Origin of the sequence: Amycolatopsis azurea DSM 43854 (genome assembly GCF_001995215.1) — a bacterium.
In the GTDB taxonomy this organism is placed as follows: Bacteria; Actinomycetota; Actinomycetes; order Mycobacteriales; family Pseudonocardiaceae; genus Amycolatopsis; species Amycolatopsis azurea.
The window spans coordinates 170,324-188,379 of record NZ_MUXN01000026.1 but is presented as its reverse complement, the minus strand read 5'-3'; the positions used below and the strand labels follow the sequence as shown (position 1 = coordinate 188,379).

The window sequence follows — 18,056 nt, the reverse complement described above, 5'->3', positions numbered from 1 at the left end:
TAGCCCGCGCGCGTCCGCGATGCGACCGATTTAGCGGGGCATACTGGCGGACGTGATCGAACGACCCCACGTCCTGTTGTCCGCCGCGGTCTCGCTGGACGGCTACCTCGACGACGCGACTGACACCCGGCTGGTGCTGTCCAACGAGGACGACTGGGCCAGGGTGGACGGGCTGCGCGCCGCGTCGGACGCGATCCTCGTCGGCGCGAACACGGTCCGCGCGGACAATCCCCGGCTGCTGGTCCGCTCGCCGGAGCTGGTCGCCGGACGGGTCGCGGCGGGCCGTCCGGAACAGCCGATCAAGGTCACGCTCACCCGGAGCGGGTCGCTCGACCCGACGGCGCTGTTCTTCACCGTCGGGGACGCGGAGAAGCTGGTCTACGCCCCGCCCGGTGTCGTCACCGGGGTGAAGGCGACCGTCGTCGAGCTGACGGATCTGCGCGGAATGCTGGCCGACCTCCACGCGCGGGGCGTCCGGCGGCTGATGGTCGAAGGCGGCGGTGCGATCCACACGCAGTTCCTCACCGAAGGGCTGGTCGACGAACTGCACCTGGCCGTCGCGCCGTTCTTCGTCGGTGACCCGCGAGCGCCCCGGTTCACCGGTCCGGGCGCTTTCCCGCGCGGGCTCACGCTCGCCGTTAGCACCCGCCTGGGCGACATCGCCGTACTGGAGTACCACGCGACACCGGAACCGTCCGAAGTGGACATTCTGCGGTTGCGCGAAGCCATCGCCTTGGCCGAGAACTGCCCGCCACGGACTTTCCGCGTCGGCGCGGTCATCACCGACGCCCACGGCGAGGTGATCTCCACCGGCTACTCGGGCGACGGTGATCCCGCCGACCACGCCGAAGAAGCCGCGCTGGCCAAGCTCGAACCCGGGGACCAGAGGCTGGCGGAAGCGACGATGTACACGTCGCTGGAGCCGTGCAGCTCGCGGACGTCACATCCGCGAAGCTGCACCGAGCTCATCCTCGACGCCGGTATCCCGCGCGTCGTCTTCGCCTGGCGCGAGCCGTCGGTGTTCGTCGACTGCGTCGGCGCCGAGACGCTGGAGGCGGCCGGACGCCGGGTGATCGAGGTACCAGCCCTCGCCGCCGACGTCCGCCGCGCGAACACTCACATCGCGGGTGTCCGTCCGTGACCTACTTGCAGGCGTCGCAGCAGCCGCACCCCTGACCGGTGCAAGCCGAGCAGCAACCGTGGCGAAGCACGACCTTCAACAGACGCTTGATCATCGCTGTCCTCCCGATCGTTGTCATCCCACCGCCCTTGTCACGCTAAGTTCTGCGCATACGACAGTGGTACCGCCGGGAGTGCCATGACACCGCTCCACCGAGTGATGTCAGGACTCGAGGTCCCCCTCCAGCGATAAGTAGACCTCGCGCAGCTGAGCCAAAAGGTCGGCGTCCGGCTCCGCCCACAGCCCCCGATCGGCCGCCTCGTTCAAGCGCTCGATGATGCCGCGCAACGCCCACGGGTTGGCCTGGCGCAGGAACTCCTGGTTGACCTCGTCGAGCACGTAGGACTCGCTGAGCTTCTCGTACATCCAGTCGCCGACCACCCCGGCGGTGGCGTCGAACCCGAAGAGGTAGTCGACCGTCGCCGCCAGCTCGAAGGCGCCCTTGTAGCCGTGCTTGCGCATCGCCGCGAGCCAGCGCGGGTTGATCACCCGGGCCCGGAAGACGCGGGCGGTCTCCTCGCCGAGGGTGCGGGTGCGGACCGCGTCCGGCGTGGTGCTGTCGCCGACATAGGACGCGGGCGCGGTGCCGGTCAGCGCGCGGACCGTGGCGATCATCCCGCCGTGGTACTGGAAGTAGTCGTCGGAGTCGGCGATGTCGTGCTCGCGGGTGTCGGTGTTCTTGGCCGCGACCACGATCCGCTTGTACGAGTTCTCCATGTCCTCGCGCGCCGGCCTGCCGTCGAGGTCGCGGCCGTAGGCGAACCCGCCCCAGACCGCGTAGACCTCGGCGAGATCCTTGTCGTCGCGCCAGTTCCCGGAATCCATCAGCGGCAGCAGTCCCGCCCCGTACGCACCGGGCTTGGAGCCGAAGATCCGCGTGGTGGCACGGCGTTCGTCACCGTGCGCGGCCAGATCGGCGCGGGTGTGAGCGCGTACGAAGTTCTGCTCGTCCGGTTCGTCCAGGTTCGCGACGAGGCGCACGGCGTCGTCCAGCAGCGTGATCACGTGCGGGAAGGCGTCGCGGAAGAACCCGCTGATCCGCACGGTGACGTCGACGCGCGGGCGCCCGAGTTCGGCGAGCGGGATGGCCTCGATCCCGGTGACCCGCCGCGACGCCTCGTCCCAGACCGGCTGGACGCCCAGCAGCGCCAGGACCTCCGCGGCGTCGTCACCCGACGTGCGCATGGCCGACGTGCCCCAGACCGAGAGGCCGACCGAACGCGGCCAGTCGCCGGTGTCCTCCTTGTAGCGGCGGAGAAGCGAGTCGGCGAGTGCCTGCCCGGTCTCCCAAGCGAGACGGCTCGGGATGGCCTTCGGGTCGACGGTGTAGAAGTTGCGGCCGGTCGGCAGCACGTTGATCAGGCCGCGCAGTGGCGAACCGCTGGGGCCCGCTGGGATGTAGCCGCCGTCGAGCGCGTGGAGCACGGCGTCGATCTCGGCGCCGGTGCCCGCCAGGCGCGGGACGATCTCGGTGGCGGCGAAGGTCAGCACGCGGGCGACTTCCTGGTGTTCCGGCACTTCGGCGACGACCTCGGCGACGGCGGCGGGGGACCAGTCACGGGCCTCCATCGCCTCGACGAGTGAGCGTGCGGTCTGCTCGATGGCGTCCACTTCGGACAGTGGGGCGTCGCTGTTCTCCTTGAGGCCCAACGCGGAACGCAGACCGGGTACGGCGCCCTGTTTGCCGCCCCACATCTGCTGGGCGCGCAGCATCGCGAGCACGAGGTTGATCCGCGCCTCGCCTTCCGGCGCGGCACCGAGGATGTGCAGGCCGTCCCGGATCTGGGCGTCCTTGACCTCGCACAGCCAGCCGTCGATGTGCAGCAGGAAATCGTCGAACTCCGCGTCGTGCGGGCGTTCCTCGACACCGAGGTCGTGGTCCAGTTTCGCGGCCTGGATCAGCGTCCAGATCTGCGCTCGGACCGCGGGCAGCTTCGCCGGGTCCATCGCGGCGATGTTGGCGTGCTCGTCGAGAAGCTGTTCCAGGCGGGCCATGTCGCCGTAGCTCTCGGCGCGGGCCATCGGCGGGATCAGATGGTCGACGATCGTGGCGTGCGCGCGCCGTTTCGCCTGCGCGCCCTCGCCAGGGTCGTTGATCAGGAACGGGTAGATCAGCGGCAGGTTGCCGAGGACGGCGTCCGGCGCGCAGGAGTCCGAGAGGCCCGCGGTCTTGCCGGGAAGCCATTCCAGCGAACCGTGTTTGCCGAGGTGGACGACGGCGTGCGCGCCGAACTCCTCCTCCAGCCAGCGGTACGCGGCGAGATAGTGGTGGCTCGGCGGGAGGTCCGGGTTGTGGTAGATCGCCACCGGGTTCTCGCCGAACCCGCGCGGCGGCTGGATCATCAGGACGACGTTGCCGGACTGCAAGGACGCCAGGACGATGTCGCCGTTGTCGACGTACAGCTCACCGGGTGCGGGGCCCCAGTGCTCCTCCATGCCCTCGCGGAGTTCCGCGGGCAGTTCGGCGAACCACGCGCGGTACTTGTCGGCCGGGACACGGATCGGGTTGCCGGAGAGCTGTTCTTCGGTGAGCCACTCCGGATCCTGGCCGCCCGCGGCGATGAGCGCGTGGATCAGCGCGTCGCCGTCCGGCTGGTCGGTGCCCGTGGGCTCGACGCCGGGGAACGGGTCCTCGCCGAGGTCGTAGCCCTGGTCACGCATGCGGCGCAACAGCTCGATCGCGGACGCGGGCGTGTCGAGGCCGACGGCGTTGCCGACGCGGGAGTGCTTCGTCGGGTACGCGGACAGCATCAGCGCGATCCGGCGCTCCTGCGGCGGCGTGTGCCGCAGCCTGGCGTGGGCGAGCGCGATCTTGGCGACCCGCGACGCGCGCTCGGCGTCCGGCACGTACTTCGGGAGGCCGTCGTCGTCGATCTCCTTGAACGAGAACGGGACGGTGATGAGGCGGCCGTCGAACTCGGGGACGGCCATCTGGTTGCCCGCGTCGAGCGGGGAGAGACCGTCGTCGTTGGCGGACCAGGTCTCACGGTCGCTGGTGAGGCAGAGCGCCTGGAGGATCGGGATGTCGAGCGCGGCCATCTCGGCGACGTCCCACGCCTCGTCGTCCCCGCCGGCGCCGACCTCCGACGGCTTCGTGCCGCCCGCGGCGAGCACGGTGACCAGAAGCGCGTCGGCCTTGGCCAGCTCGGCCATCATCTCCGGCTCGCGGGTGCGCAGGGACGCGCAGTGGATCGGGAGCGCGCGGCCCCCGGCGTCCTCGATGGCGTCGGAGAGGGCGTGGACGAACTCGGTGTTCCCGGACAGGTGATGCGCGCGGTAGTAGAGGATCGCGATGACCGGGCCCTTGGTGGTCTTGGGCTCGCGTTCGAGGACACCCCACAGCGGCTGCACGGCGGGCGGTTCGAAGCCGTCACCCGTGAGCAGGAGCGTGTCGCTCAGGAACCGGTGCAGCTGGGTGAGGTTGGCCGGGCCGCCCTGCGCGAGGTACGCGTGCGCCTCCGCCGCGGTGCCCGCCGGGACCGTGGACAGCTTCATGAGCTGCGCGTCCGGTGTCTGTTCGCCGCCGAGGACCACCACGTGCGCGCCGCTCGCGCGGACCGTGTCGAGCCCCTCCTGCCAGCTCCGCTCGGATCCGAGGATCCGGACGACGACGATCCGGGCGCCATCGAGCAGGGCGGGCAGCTCGGCCAGGTCCAGCCGGGCGGGATTGGCCAGCCGGTAGTCGGCCTCGCTGGCGCGTGCGCTGAGCAGGTCGGTGTCCGAAGTGGACAGAAGCAGGATCACGGCAGTCCTCACTCGGGGTGTCCGCGCCCCGGGTCGTGCGGTCGCGACGGCCGGAGTTCCTGGCTTCCCCTCTTCGGTCCGGTCCTTTCGGTCCTTTCGGTCCTTTCGGTCCTTCGGTTCGGAGGGGTGACAGTGGCGGGACCGCCCCGGACTCTCACCGGGTTCCTCCCTCTGCCGTCGCGTGGGTCTCCGCTCACTCTCCGGTGCGGTCCGGCGGGAGTCAAGGTGATGTGTCCGGCAGGCGGCGAGGGGCGGGATTTTCGCTGGTCGTGAACGGTGTGTTCGGACAAACTCGCGGGTATGCGATCGGTATTCGTGTACCCCCACCTGGACCAGGTCGGCACCGTCGCCGTGCTTGACGCGCTTTCGCCAGGTCAGAACGCGCCCTGGCTGGTGGAGGGCGTGCTGTACTGCTGGCTGGAGTCTGAGGACGAATACCTCTATCAGGGCTGGGAACCAGATGGTGTCGAGCACTTGACTGTCACGATCGGTCACCGCCCGGACTGGGCGATAGAGATCGAAGTGTCCGGCCGGGTCGACGGAACCGAGCAGCTGCGGCGGCTGGTCCTGACCCTGCTTGAGCATGGTGGTGTCGTGACGGACGACTACAGCGACCATGCGTGGACGGCGGGCGAGATTCGGTCCCACGCGCGACACGAAGGCTTGACCTTCTTCGACTTCCGAGGTTCGTACAACCGGCTCATCTAGCCGCAGGCATGGCGAGGGGCCCGTCGCCGGTGTGGGTGGCGGGCTCCTCGGGTCATGCAGGGGATGTCAGGCGCGGTGGAGGGTGTTGCGCCGGGATCTGCGTAGCGGGTCCAGGTACTGGGGTGGGATGAACTCCGGGAGTCCGTCGGTGGCCATGTGGACTTGCCAGTCGCCGTGGTGGATCAGGCGGTGATGGAAGCCGCAGAGGAGGACGAGGTTGCGGAGGTCGGTGGGTCCGCCGTCTGCCCAGTGGTGAATGTGGTGGGCGTGGCAGTTCTTGGGTCTTCGATGACATCCGGGGAACGCGCAGCCGTGGTCGCGGATGTTGAGCGCCCGCCGCTGGCCTGGGGTGACGAACCGTCGTAGCCGTCCGACGTCGAGGGGTTCTCCGGCGGCGTTGAGCACGACCGGGAGCATGAGGCAGTCGCACGCGGCCATGCGGGCCTCGCGGGCGGTCATGCTGCCGACGAAGTCGAGGCAGGCTTTCCCGATGCCGGTCTTCAGCTCTTCGAGACCGATGGTGACGTGTACCAAAGTCCTGTAGCCGCTCGTCCCGGGTTGATCAGGGCAGGCGATGGCGAGGTCGAGGAGTTCGGCCCACGCGTCGCCCAGCCGTTCGCATTTCATGCGCAGGTCGGCCTGGCCGAACTCGTCCACCGGGCGAGGTTTCGCGTACGCCTCCAGGGCGGCGGCGGTGCGGGCGCCCAGCTCGTCATCGAGCAGCCCGGTCAGCTTCCAGAACCCGTCCCTGCGGCGCTCCAGAGTGACCTCGCGACGCGGCTGCTTCGGCTCTGGATCCTTGGGTTCGTTGCCGTCGGGGTCGAGCCAGGCGAGAAGGTTCGCCTCCGCGTCCGCCAGCTGCCGGGGACCCGCCTCGCGAGCCAGATCGGCCAGGATCTTCTCCGCGCTCTCCCGATCCTCTACGGACGTGTCGGCCGGGATCTTCTTCAGAATCTCCAAGATCTGCTCGATACGGTGCTCACCGATCACACCCTCGGCAGCCACGGCGGCCGTGGCGGGAGCGACAGCCGGGACCTCGCTGCCGTCCACAGCGCGGGTGGGGTTCAACGCGATCGCCCGCTTCACGATCGGCCCCGCCTCACCCCGAGACAACCGCGCCACATCGGCGAACCACGCCGCCGTCGACCCATACCCATACAGGTCTTTCGCGCCCCGCGACTCCACCTCCGCCAGGAATTGCCCGAGCCCGGCGGACGCCACCCGCATCACCTGCAAGAACTGCTGCACGCCATGCGCAAGCTCCAGCTTGCCGGCACGCCACAACTCCTGCGGCAACTCGGGAAGAACGGTCTCGGACACTCCTCCATAATACGCCTAGAAATCGAACACATGTTCGTAATTTTAAGTCACCATAAACCCGCTCCTTCGCCACTTTCGAGTGACCTCGCAATTAGGTGACTAAGGGGTCGTAACAGAATGATCTTGGGTGTGGTTTGATGCCGTGTCTCGGTGATCGTCTGTGAGAGGTGTGCTGGGTGGGCGGCGGCGTCCGTGGGGGGCGATGACGGTCTGTGGGAGCGGATCGAGCCGTTGTTGCCGCGTGTGGAGCGTCGGTTTCGGCATCCTGGGCGTAAGCGGTTGGACGACCGTAAGGCGTTGTGCGGGATCATGTTCGTGCTCTATACCGCGATCCCGTGGGAGTTCCTGCCGCAAGAGCTGGGGTATGGCTCAGGCATGACCTGCTGGCGGAGCTGCACGCGGCGGGCCAGCTGGATTGGTCACAGGCGGCGGTCGATGGATCGCATGTGCGGGCGTTAAAAGGGGGGCGAAAACCGGGCCCAGTCCGGTAGATCGAGCCCGTACCGGATCGAAACACCACGTGATCACCGACGGCACCGGTATCCCGCTGGCGACTACCCTGACCGGCGGGAACCGGCACGACGTCACCCAGCTGATGCCGCTGATCCACGCGATCCCGCCGGTCCGGGGCCGCCGTGGACGGCCCCGCCGACGGCCACAACGGCTCTACGCCGACCGCGCCTACGACCACGACAAGTACCGCAAGCTTGTCCGCGCCGCGGGAATCACGCCTCTCATCGCCCGCCGAGGCCAGGAGCACGGCTCCGGTCTCGGTGTCCATCGCTGGGTCGTCGAGGGCGCCTTCGCCTTTACTGCACTGGTTCCGGCGTCTACGCATCCGATGGGAGATCCGCGACGACATCCACGAAGCCTTTCCTCACCCTCGGCTGCGCCATCATCTGCTGGCACAGACTCAAAGCCCACTCAATCTGTTAGGACCCCTAATTGCTTCACGCGAGCGTGGTGTGGTTACGGGAGACCGTCCCGAGCGCCACGTTCGAGACGGTGAGTGTCCCGAGCGGGGCGCTCGGGACACTCACCGCATTTAGTCCTCTAATCGCGAGGTCGCCGGAGAACGGCGACCAGCAGGGTCACGCCGAGCGCTCCGACGAAGAATCGCCGATCCGCGGGAAAGGGGCGGTGGAGAAGATGATCTCCACCGCCACCTCGAAGAACTCCGCGATCCGCAACGCGAGATAGAGGCTCGGGCTGTACTCGCCGCGTTCGAGGTAGCCGATGGTCTGGTAGTGCACGCCCAGCGCATCGGCGAGCTCGCGGCGGGAGATGCCCCGTTCCGCCCGCAGCATCGCGATCCGGTTGTAAACGACCTCGCTCATGAGCTAGCCAATTCGCTGCATCGCCTTTTCCCGTCGTGCCGCCACCGAGGACCCGGACTCGCGTCGCGCCATGCGCCGCAGGACCACCGGGGCCAGGGTCAATCCGATCACGGCCCACGCGGTCAGCACGCCGAGGGTCTCCCATGGCCGCCAAGACTGCCCGATCTCGATCATCACCGTCGAGTCCGGCAGCAGGGCCGACCGCATGCCGAGGCCGAGCCAGTACATCGGGAACACCTGGCCGATGCCTTGCAGCCACTCCGGCAGCGCGGTGATCGGGTAGAAGATCCCGGAGATCGCGCCGATGCCCAGCGTCGGCAGCATGATCAGGCCGATGCTGCGCGCGTTGGTGGTCAGGGAGCCGAAGATCGCGCCGAGCGGCATGGTGGCGAGCAGGCCGAGCACCAGCACCCACAGCAGGCCCAGCCAGGAAGCCAGCCCGCCCGGGGCGATGCCGTCGAACAGGATGAGGCTCGGGATCAGCACCAGCAGCATCCCGATGACGGTGTTGATGGAGACCGTGACGACCTTGCCGACGAGGTAGCCGACCATGCCGTTCGGCGTGGCCTTGGCGCGCAGGAGCGTGCCGTCCTCGCGTTCGACGGCCAGGACGCCCGCCATCCCGAGCATGCCGCTGAACACGATGCCCGCGCCCAGCACGCTCGGCACGGTCGCGGCGCCGAGCGAGAACTCCATCCCCGGCAGTTTCGCGTCGCGCATGAAGAACATGACGACGATGAAGATCGCCGGGAAGATGAACGTGTTGAACAGGTCTTCCCGGTTGGTCATCATTTGCAGCGTCTCGAGCCAGCCTCGTTTGACGCCCATCCGGACACTGTGCTGAACCGGGTTCATCGCGCACCCACCTCCACGAGCGGCGTCTCGGCCTTGCGGACCAGGGTCATGTACGTGTCTTCGAGCGACGCCCGCCGGACCTCCAGGTCGCCGATGGCCTCGCCGTGCTGTTTGAACAGTTCGTGCACGTACTTCGTCGATTCCGTCGTCGAGTGGACGAACCGCTGTCCGTCCAGCGTCCAGCGCACCTCGGCCTCGCCGGCGATCTGCCTGCTCAGCGCGTCGGCCGAACCGTCGGCCACGATCCGGCCGTGGTTCAGGATCAGGATCCGGTCGGCCAGCTTCTCGGCCTCGTCGAGGTCGTGCGTGGTGAGCAGGATCGTCGTGTCGTCGTCATCGGTCAGCCGGTGCACGAGTTCGTGGAACTCGCGCCGCGCCTCCGGGTCCAGCCCGGCGGTCGGCTCGTCGAGGAACAGCAGTTCCGGACGGCCGACGATGCCGATCGCGACGTCGAGACGGCGCCGCTGCCCGCCAGAGAGCATGCGGACCCGCTTGTCCGCGTGCGCCGTCAGCCCGACCGCGGCGATCAGCTCGTCCGGATCCCACGGCCGCCTGATGCGATCGGTGGAGTACGGCGCGTAGTAGCCGCCCAGGTGCTCCAGCAGTTCCCGGACGCGCCACTTCGCGTGGTCCCGCCAGGACTGGAGGACGACCCCCAGCCGCGCCCTCCAGTCTTCGTCCGCGTGCGCGGGGTCGATGCCCAGCACGCTGACCTCGCCCTCCGACCGCATCCGGAAGCCTTCGAGGATCTCGATCGTCGTGGTCTTGCCCGCGCCGTTCGGCCCCAGCAGGCAGATCACCTCGCCGCGGTGCGCGGTGAAGTCCACGCCGTGGAGGACGTCGTTCGTCCCGTACCGCATCCGGAGATCTTGGACGGAGATCATCACGTCGTGTGGATCTCTCATAGGTCACCCCCATCTCAGTGCTGCGATCGAATGTAGCACACCTACTACATTCGATCCGACCATTACTCTCCCGAAGAGGGGCCATCTACAGTGAGCGCATGTCCACGAGCGCACGTGTCCGAGCCGACGCGTGCCCCGGTGTTTTCGCCACGCACGACGCCGCGGACGGTCCGCTCGCCCGGGTCCGGCTGCCCGGCGGCGCCATCACCGCGGACAGGCTCCTGGCCCTCGCGGACGCCGCCGACGACCTCGGCGACGGCGCTCTCCACCTCACTTCGCGCGGCAACATCCAGCTGCGCGGCGTCACCCGTCCCGGTCTCGCGGACAGGCTCGCGAAGGCAGGACTGCTGCCCTCGCCGTCGCATGAACGCGTACGCAACATCCTCGCTTCGCCGCTGAGCGACGTCTCCCAGGAACTCGCTTCGGCGCTCGACAAGGCCCTGTGTGCCGAACCCGAGCTGGCCGAACTCCCAGGACGCTTCCTCTTCGCGCTTGACGGCGGCCAGGGTGACGTCGCGGGAGAAGGCGCCGACGTCTGCTGGCGCGACGGCGCGATACTGCTCGCCGGCGACGACACCGGCCTGCGCGTCCCCGCCGAGCACGCCGTCGACGCGCTCATCTCGGTCGCGCGCGCGTTCCTCCGCATCAAAGGCACGGCCTGGCGGATCAGCGAACTCGCCGACACGAAACCGCTGGTCAAGGACATGCCAGGCGAAAACCGGGAGCCACAGAGGTTCGACGTGAATCCCGGCCTGCCCATCGGGCCGATCGGTGAAGCGATCGCCGTCGCCCCGGTCTTCGGCCGCCTGACCTCGGCTCAAGCGCGCGCGATCGCGAGGGCCGGGAACGCCGTGGTCACCCCATGGCGGTCGATCCTGGTCCTCGGCCCGCTGGAGGCGGACACGGGACTGGTCGCCGATCCGGACGCGCCGTCGCTCGGGATCAGCGCCTGCATCGGACGGCCGGGCTGCGCGAAGTCGCTGGCCGACGTCCGGGCCGACGCGGCACGGGTCGGCCGGGCCCCGAGAGCCCATTTCGCCGGTTGTGGACGGCGCTGTGGAAAACCCGCGCACGAGCACGTCGACGTGCTCGCGACGGAGGACGGTTATCTGGTCGACGGGGCGTTCGTCCCGGTCGGCGAGCTGGCGGAGACGTTGGCGACGTTGGCGAAGAAGGGAACAGAGTGATCGACTACATCCGGGACGGGGCCGAGATCTACCGGCATTCGTTCGCCACCATCCGCGAGGAGGCGGATCTCGCGATCCTCCCCGACGACGTCGCGGTGCTGGCCGTGCGGATGATCCACGCCTGCGGGATGGTCGACCTGGTCGACGACATCCGCTACAGCCTGGACGTCGTGGAGTCCGGTCGCGCCGCGCTGGAGGCGGGCGCGCCGATCCTGTGCGACGCCAACATGATCGCCTCCGGCGTGACCCGCAAACGTTTGCCTGCCGCCAACGAGGTGCTGTGCACGCTGTCCGACCCGAAGGTGCCGGGGCTGGCCGAGCGGATGGGCACCACCCGGTCCGCGGCCGCGCTGGAACTGTGGCGCGACAAGCTGCCCGGTTCCGTGGTGGCGATCGGCAACGCGCCCACCGCGTTGTTCCGCCTGCTGGAACTGCTCGACGAGGGGGTCGGTGCCCCGGCGGCGATCATCGGTGTCCCGGTGGGTTTCGTCGGCGCCACCGAGTCCAAAGTGGAACTCGTGGAGCGGGCACCCGCGCCGTACCTGGTGGTGCACGGACGACGCGGCGGCAGCGCGATGGCCGTCGCCGCGATCAACGCGATGGCGAGTGAGGTCGAATGAGCGGGCTCGGGAAACTCTGGGGTGTCGGGCTCGGACCCGGCGACCCGGAACTGATGACGGTCAAGGCCGCGCGGCTGATCGGCGAGGCCGACGTCATCGCCTATCACTCCGCACGGCACGGCCGGAGCATCGCGCGTTCGGTCGCCGAGCCGTACCTGCGGGACGGCCAGCTCGAAGAGAAGCTGGTCTACCCGGTCACGACCGAGACCACCGATCACCCCGGCGGCTACGAAGGCGCCATCGCCGATTTCTACGAGCTGAGCGCGAAGCGGCTCGCCGAACATCTCGACGCCGGACGCGACGTGGTGGTGCTCTGTGAAGGCGACCCGTTCTTCTACGGCTCCTACATGTACATGCACGAGCGGCTCGCCGACCGCTACGAGGCGACAGTGGTGCCCGGCGTGACGTCGGTCAGCGCGGCGTCGTCGGTGCTCGGGCGTCCGCTGGTGCAGCGCGACGAGGTCCTCACCATCCTGCCGGGCACCCTGCCCGCGCCGGAGCTCGCGCGGCGCCTGGCCGACACGCAGGCCGCGGCGGTGCTCAAACTCGGCCGCACGTTCGGCAACGTCCGCGAGGCGCTGGCCGAGGCCGGGAAGTTGGACGACGCCTTCTACGTCGAACGCGCGACCTGGCAGGCGCAGCGTGTCGAGCCGTTCGCCGACGTCGACCCGGAGTCGGTGCCGTACTTCTCGCTGGCGCTGCTGCCCAGCCCGGCGTACGCGTCCCGGCTCGCCGACGAACCCGAAGTCCCTCGGAAGCAGGAAACGCACACCGGCGGTGAGGTCGTGGTCGTCGGCCTCGGCCCGGCGGGCCCTGGCTGGCTGACGCCCGAAGCGACCGAGGAACTGGCCGCGGCGGAGCACGTCGTCGGCTACGGCCCCTACGTCGCGCGGGTCCCGCAGCGCGCGGGCCAGCAGCGGCACGCGTCCGGCAACCGGGTCGAGGCCGAACGCGCCGTCGAAGCGCTGGAACTGGCCGCGAACGGCGCCAAGGTCGCGGTGGTCTCCTCGGGTGATCCCGGGGTGTTCGCGATGGCGTCGGCCGTGCTGGAGCAGGTCGCCGCCGGGCACGGCGCGGGCACACGGGTGCGGATCGTGCCGGGGGTGACCGCCGCGCAGGCGGCCGCGTCCCGGGTCGGCGCGCCGCTGGGCCACGACTACTGCGTGCTTTCGCTGTCCGACCGGCTCAAGCCGTGGGAGATCATCGAACGACGGCTCGACGCGGCGGGCGCGGCGGATCTCGTGCTCGCGCTGTACAACCCGGCGTCCCGCACGCGGACCACGCAGCTCGCGCAGGCCCGCGAAGTCCTGCTGCGGCACCGCGCGCCGGAGACCCCGGTGGTCGTCGCCCGCGACGTCGGCGGTCCCGAGGAGGACATCCGCGTCGTCACCCTCGGCACCATGGATCCCGCGGAAGTGGACATGCGCTGCCTGCTGATCGTGGGTTCGTCGAAGACCCGTGCCGAGAGCGGTGTCGTCTGGACGCCTCGCAGCTACGAGTGACGGCCGAGCCCGGCGTTCCGGGCCTGGCCGAGCAGTATCTCGCGGTCGTCCGTGCCGACCTTCGCGTGAATCGACGAGATGACGTTGCGCACGGTCTTGGGGGCGAGCCCCAGCCGCCGCGCCACCTGCGCGATCACCAGCCCGCCCGCCAGGAGGTCGAGCACCTCGTGCTCGCGTGAGGTCAGCCGCGGGAACACCCGGATCGGCTCGGACGCGGCCAGCAGGCCGTAAAGCCGGTCCGCCGCGCGTTCGCCGAACACGACCGCGCCCGCCGCGACCCCGCGGACGAACCGGACCAGGTCGTCGTGGCCCGCGGTCCGGGACAGCACGCCGCGGGCGCCCGCGAGCATCGCGGCGACCACGAGATCGCCGTCGCCGGGCGGGGTCAGCGCGAGCACGGCGGTTCCCGGTACGCGGGAAGTCACTTCGCGCGTCACGGCGAGCCCGTCGAGCGCGGGCGGGTGAACGGACAGGACGAGGACGTCCGGACGCAGCACGGTGGCGTGCCAGAGCGCTTCGCGTGCGTCGGGGGTGTAGGCGACCACCTCCAGCTCCGAAGACTCGGGCGGCTCGGGGACACCGGCGAAGACCACGCTCACCGCAGGGGTTCGAATCGGCACGCCATCGGTTGTAGCGCAGAACTTTTGTACAGTGTCCGGCCGTTTTCGGTGAACAATGTCCCTTCGATAACGCTTCGACGATCAGGGGGCCTGGTGCCGAGACGCGAGCGCCCGCTGGGGCCGGGCGACGACGTCGTCGTGCGGTTCGCGGCGGATCTCCGGCTGCTTCGAGAGAAGGCCGGAGGGCCGACGTACCGCGAGCTTTCGACCCGCGCGGGCTACTCGGCCGCCGCGCTGTCCGATGCGGCGGGCGGCCGGAAACTGCCGGGGCTCGCGGTCACGACCGCGTACGTCACCGCGTGCGGTGGCGACTTCGTGGCTTGGGAGGAACGCTGGCGCGCGGTCGCCGCCGGGCTCGCCGCGGCCTCCGAAGACCGTGCCGACCGTGAGGCCGCTGAACTCCCGTACCTGGGGCTGGCCGCATTCCAGACCTCCGACGCCGCCCGGTTCTTCGGCCGCGAGCGCCTGGTCGCCGAGCTGACCGGCAAGCTCGCGGAACGACGGCTCGTCGGCGTCTTCGGCGCGTCCGGATCGGGGAAGTCGTCCGTCCTGCGGGCCGGACTGGCGGCGGCGAGCGAACGCCCTGTCGTCCTTCGCACGCCTGGCGAGCATCCGCTCGAAGAGGACCTCGACGCAGAGGGGCGGCTGCTGATCGTCGACCAGTTCGAGGAGGTCTACACGCTCTGCCGGGACCAGACCGAACGGGAGAAGTTCGTCGACACGCTGCTCGCGCTCGCGGGCGACGACCACGGGACCCGGGTCGTGCTCGGCGTCCGCGCGGACTTCTACGGTCACCTCTGCCGTCACGCCGGGCTGGTCGAGGCGCTGACCGACGCGCAGGTGATGGTCGGCCCGATGACCGCGGACGAACTCCGGACCGCGATCGTCGAACCCGCCGTCCGAGCGGGCTGCCGGGTCGAGGCGGCGCTGGTCACCACGCTCGTCGCCGACGCCACCGGCCAGCCCGCGATGCTCCCGCTCGTTTCGCACGCGCTGCTGGAGACCTGGCGCCGGCGCCAGGGGATCACGCTGACCAGCGCGGCGTACGAGGCGGCGGGCGGGATCCTGAACGCGATCGCGCAGACCGCGGAGGCCGTCTACACGGACCTGGAGCCGGACAGGCAGAGCGTCGTCCGGCAGATCTTCCTGCGGCTCACCGCGCTCGGCGAAGGCACCGAAGACACGAAGCGCCGTCTCAACCGGCGCGAACTCGACGACGATCCGGCGACCACGGAGGTCCTCGAACGCCTCGCCGACGCACGTCTGCTCGTCCTCGACCGCGACGGCGTGGAGATCGCGCACGAGGCCTTGATCCGCAGCTGGCCCCGGCTGCGCGACTGGCTCGCGGAGGACCGCGAAGGACACCGGCTGCACCGACAGCTGGCCGAGGCGACCGACTTGTGGGAGTCGCTGGACCGCGACAAGGGCAGCCTCTATCGCGGCACACGACTGGGTCTCGCGGCCGAATGGGCGGTCCGGGAGCCGGACGCGTTGAGCGCGCGAGAGCGGCGGTTCCTGGAGGCGGGGCTCGACGCCGAAGCCGAGGAGACCGCCGTCGGCCGCAAACGGACGCGGAGGCTGCGAAGACTTGTCGCGCTCCTTCACGTGCTGCTGATCCTGGCGGCCGTGGCCATCGTGTACGCCGTCGATGCCGAGAACACCGCGACCGATGAGCGGAACGTCGCGCTCGCGCGCAAGGCCGTCGTCGACGCGAAGACGTTGCGGGAGTCGAATCCGGCGCTGTCGACGCAGCTCAGCCTCGCCGCGTACCGGCTCGCGCCGATCCAGGAGACCCATGACGGCCTGCTCGCGTCCATGGCGGCGCCCTTCGCCACCAGGATGACCTTCGACCCGGGTGACGTGACGATCGTGCTGAGCGGGCAGCTCATGATCACCTCCGACTCCTACCGCGCGACCCAGGTGTGGTCCATCGCCGACTCGCGGCGGCCTGCGCTCCTGTCGACGTTGCCCGGTTCAGGGGAGATCCGCGGACCGCTCGCGTTCAGCCGCGACGGACGAGCTTTGGCGACCACGACCCGGGATCACGCGGTCCGGCTCTGGGACCTGACCGAGCCGCGGCGTCCGGTGCGGAAGGCCGACGTCACCGGCCATCAGGACACCCTGCTCTCCGTCGACTTCAGCCCCGACGGCCGCGCTCTCGTCACCGGTTCCGCCGACCGCACCGTCCGGCTCACCGACGTCGCCGATCTCGGCGCGCCGAAACCGCTGGGCGGGATCCCGGCCGAGCAGCTCGAACGTGCGGTCTTCAGCCCGGACGGCAAGCTGCTCGCGGTCACCAACACGAACTGGACGGCGGAACTCTGGGACGTCACCACGCCGTCCGCCCCGCGGAAGCGGTCCGTCCTTTCCGGACACCAGGACCTGCAGCTCACCCCGTCGTGGAGCCCGGACGGCAAACGGCTGCTCACCACCAGCTGGGACCGCACGGCGAAGCTCTGGGACGTCGCGGATCCGGCGGTGCCGCGCCCGCTGACGACGTTGAACACCCCGGCCGTGGTCTGGGCGGCGGGGTTCAGCCCGAGCGGCAGGCTCGTGGTGACCGCGGGCGACGACCAGGCCGTGCGTCTCTGGGACGTCACGGGCCCGGCGAAGGAACTGCCGCCGCTGTCCGGGCACACGAACGCGATCTGGTGGGCGGCGTTCTCCCCGGACGGCAAGACGATCGTGTCCACCAGCGCCGACCGGACCGTCCGGCTGCAGGACGTCGGTGAACTGGCGCTGGCGTCGAGCGCGGGCTGGAACGCGGGCCTGTTCACCGAGCAGGGGCGGATCCTCGTCACGGCGGGGGACGACGTGCGGCTCTGGGCGATGGACGACCTCCGCGCCCCGAGACAGCTCGCGAAACTCCCCGGCCCGGCCACCGTCACCGCCGTCGCACTGAGCCCGGACCGGCGCAGCCTCGCGCTGGCCGCGCACGACGGCGCCGGCGTCGCCGGGACGTTCGTGCTTCAGCGCTGGGACATCAGCGATCCGGCGGCGCCGAGACTGCTGGCGTCGACCGAGGTGAAACCCACGTACTCGCTCGCGTTCAGCCCGGACGGCAAGACCTTCGCCTCCGGTCACGACGACGGGCCGATCCAGCTGTGGGACGTCGGCGATCCCACGCGGTTCGCCGCACCGCGGGTCCTGCCGGTCGGCGACGGCACGGTGTGGTCGCTCGCGTTCACTCCCGACGGGCGGACACTCGTGGCCAGTCAGGGTCTCGACGCGTCCGCGGTGACGCTGTGGGACGTCACCGACCCTCAACGCCCCGGCCTCGTGTCGACCCTGCGGCCCGACGGCGGCGCGTTGTTCAAGATGGCGCTCAGCCCCGACGGCCACACGATCGCCGCGGGCAGCAGCGACCGCAACGTCTACCTCTGGGACATCGCCGATCGCGCGCACGCCGTGCGGCTGGCGAAACTGGGCGGCAATCCCGAAGGCGTCGGGCACCTCGCGTTCGGCCCGACCGGACGGGAACTGGCGGCTTCGGCGTTCCGGACGGTGCGGGTCTGGGACCTGGCCGATCCGCGGAATCCGGTCGAATCGGCGCAGCTCACCGGCTTCGCCGCGACGGTCAACTCGCTGGCGTTCCGGGACGACGGGCATACGCTCGCGATCGGGAGCAGCGGCGTCCAGCTGTGGCAGACGGACACGGATCGCGTGGGCGAGGAGATCTGCCGGCTGGCGACTCCGAGGATCACGCGGGAAGAGTGGGAGAGGTACTTTCCGGGGCTCGACTACGCGCCGTCGTGCGGTCCATGACCTGCCATCGGTGACCGATTCGGGTACTTTGTCCCCGGTGTTGATGTCCCCAATGCCACATTGGAGACGCTCAGTGTCCCCAATGTGGCATTGGGGACATCGTAAAGACTCGACCCCTCAGCAAGGCAAACGTGTCGTAGTCGCGGGGCTATGGACGACGTCGCGAGCGCGACGCTCGAGACAGTGAGCGTCCCAGGCGAGGCGCACGAGACATCTACACTTGTGGACACCCAGGTCGGAACTGGCCCGCCGGCGGTTCGGATCGCGTCAGGCGGAAGCTGATTCCGTGGGTATAGAGGCCAGATCAGCCAAG

The 18,056-nt window shown here is 69.8% G+C and carries 12 protein-coding genes, 1 pseudogene and 1 riboswitch; of the genes and pseudogenes, 7 read left to right on the top strand and 6 right to left on the bottom strand.

From position 1 onward, the window contains the following. The first annotated feature begins 52 nt into the window (after positions 1-52). Positions 53-1,141 (top strand): dihydrofolate reductase family protein, encoded by a 1,089-nt coding sequence (locus B0293_RS34795; RefSeq protein WP_005168093.1) that lies wholly within the window; start codon positions 53-55, stop codon positions 1,139-1,141. Positions 1,142-1,342: 201 nt separating this feature from the next. Here the strand turns inward: B0293_RS34795 and cobN are convergent, their stop codons facing one another. Continuing rightward, positions 1,343-4,924 (bottom strand): cobaltochelatase subunit CobN, encoded by a 3,582-nt coding sequence (gene cobN / locus B0293_RS34790; protein ID WP_005168095.1) that lies wholly within the window; start codon positions 4,922-4,924, stop codon positions 1,343-1,345. 53 nt (positions 4,925-4,977) lie between these two features. Beyond that, a riboswitch (cobalamin riboswitch) is annotated at positions 4,978-5,092 on the bottom strand. A gap of 132 nt (positions 5,093-5,224) precedes the next feature. Between cobN and B0293_RS34785 the strand changes: the two genes are divergently transcribed. Beyond that, a complete protein-coding gene (locus tag B0293_RS34785; RefSeq protein ID WP_052014631.1) occupies positions 5,225-5,632 on the top strand; it encodes a hypothetical protein in 408 nt (135 codons plus the stop codon). Between the two features lie 66 nt (positions 5,633-5,698). Here the strand turns inward: B0293_RS34785 and B0293_RS34780 are convergent, their stop codons facing one another. After that, positions 5,699-6,952, bottom strand: a complete 1,254-nt coding sequence (locus B0293_RS34780; protein ID WP_077241464.1) for an HNH endonuclease signature motif containing protein — start codon at positions 6,950-6,952, stop codon at positions 5,699-5,701. Between the two features lie 192 nt (positions 6,953-7,144). Between B0293_RS34780 and B0293_RS34770 the strand changes: the two are divergent. Beyond that, positions 7,145-7,888 (top strand): annotated as a pseudogene (locus tag B0293_RS34770) (IS5 family transposase). 155 nt (positions 7,889-8,043) lie between these two features. On the opposite strand, the gene B0293_RS34765 reads toward B0293_RS34770, so the two are convergent. Genes B0293_RS34765 through B0293_RS34755 form a run of 3 tightly spaced genes read right to left on the bottom strand, consistent with a single transcriptional unit; the run spans position 8,044 to position 10,049 of the window. Further along, positions 8,044-8,289 (bottom strand): helix-turn-helix transcriptional regulator, encoded by a 246-nt coding sequence (locus B0293_RS34765; protein ID WP_005162705.1) that lies wholly within the window; start codon positions 8,287-8,289, stop codon positions 8,044-8,046. A gap of 3 nt (positions 8,290-8,292) precedes the next feature. Beyond that, a complete protein-coding gene (locus tag B0293_RS34760) occupies positions 8,293-9,144 on the bottom strand; it encodes an ABC transporter permease (RefSeq protein WP_005162701.1) in 852 nt (283 codons plus the stop codon). Continuing rightward, positions 9,141-10,049 (bottom strand): ABC transporter ATP-binding protein, encoded by a 909-nt coding sequence (locus tag B0293_RS34755; protein WP_005162700.1) that lies wholly within the window; start codon positions 10,047-10,049, stop codon positions 9,141-9,143. Before B0293_RS34755 ends, B0293_RS34760 begins: the two co-directional genes overlap by 4 nt. A gap of 98 nt (positions 10,050-10,147) precedes the next feature. On the opposite strand from B0293_RS34755, the gene B0293_RS34750 reads away from it, so the two are divergent. From B0293_RS34750 to B0293_RS34740, 3 genes are read left to right on the top strand one after another with little or no spacing between them, the layout of a single operon-like run. After that, entirely contained in the window at positions 10,148-11,236 is a 1,089-nt protein-coding gene (locus tag B0293_RS34750; RefSeq protein WP_005162699.1) for a cobalamin biosynthesis protein CobG, read from the top strand. Then, positions 11,233-11,856 (top strand): precorrin-8X methylmutase, encoded by a 624-nt coding sequence (locus B0293_RS34745; protein WP_005162698.1) that lies wholly within the window; start codon positions 11,233-11,235, stop codon positions 11,854-11,856. The genes B0293_RS34750 and B0293_RS34745 overlap by 4 nt, the downstream gene beginning before the upstream one ends. Further along, positions 11,853-13,358, top strand: a complete 1,506-nt coding sequence (locus tag B0293_RS34740; RefSeq protein ID WP_005162696.1) for a precorrin-2 C(20)-methyltransferase — start codon at positions 11,853-11,855, stop codon at positions 13,356-13,358. Before B0293_RS34745 ends, B0293_RS34740 begins: the two co-directional genes overlap by 4 nt. Here the strand turns inward: B0293_RS34740 and B0293_RS34735 are convergent. Continuing rightward, a complete protein-coding gene (locus B0293_RS34735) occupies positions 13,349-13,978 on the bottom strand; it encodes a LuxR C-terminal-related transcriptional regulator (protein WP_245192018.1) in 630 nt (209 codons plus the stop codon). The two genes, B0293_RS34740 and B0293_RS34735, sit on opposite strands and share 10 nt — an antisense overlap. 93 nt (positions 13,979-14,071) lie before the next feature. On the opposite strand from B0293_RS34735, the gene B0293_RS34730 reads away from it, so the two are divergent. Further along, complete coding sequence (locus tag B0293_RS34730) at positions 14,072-17,743, top strand: nSTAND1 domain-containing NTPase (protein ID WP_005162691.1); 3,672 nt, start codon at positions 14,072-14,074, stop codon at positions 17,741-17,743. Positions 17,744-18,056: the final 313 nt, after the last annotated feature.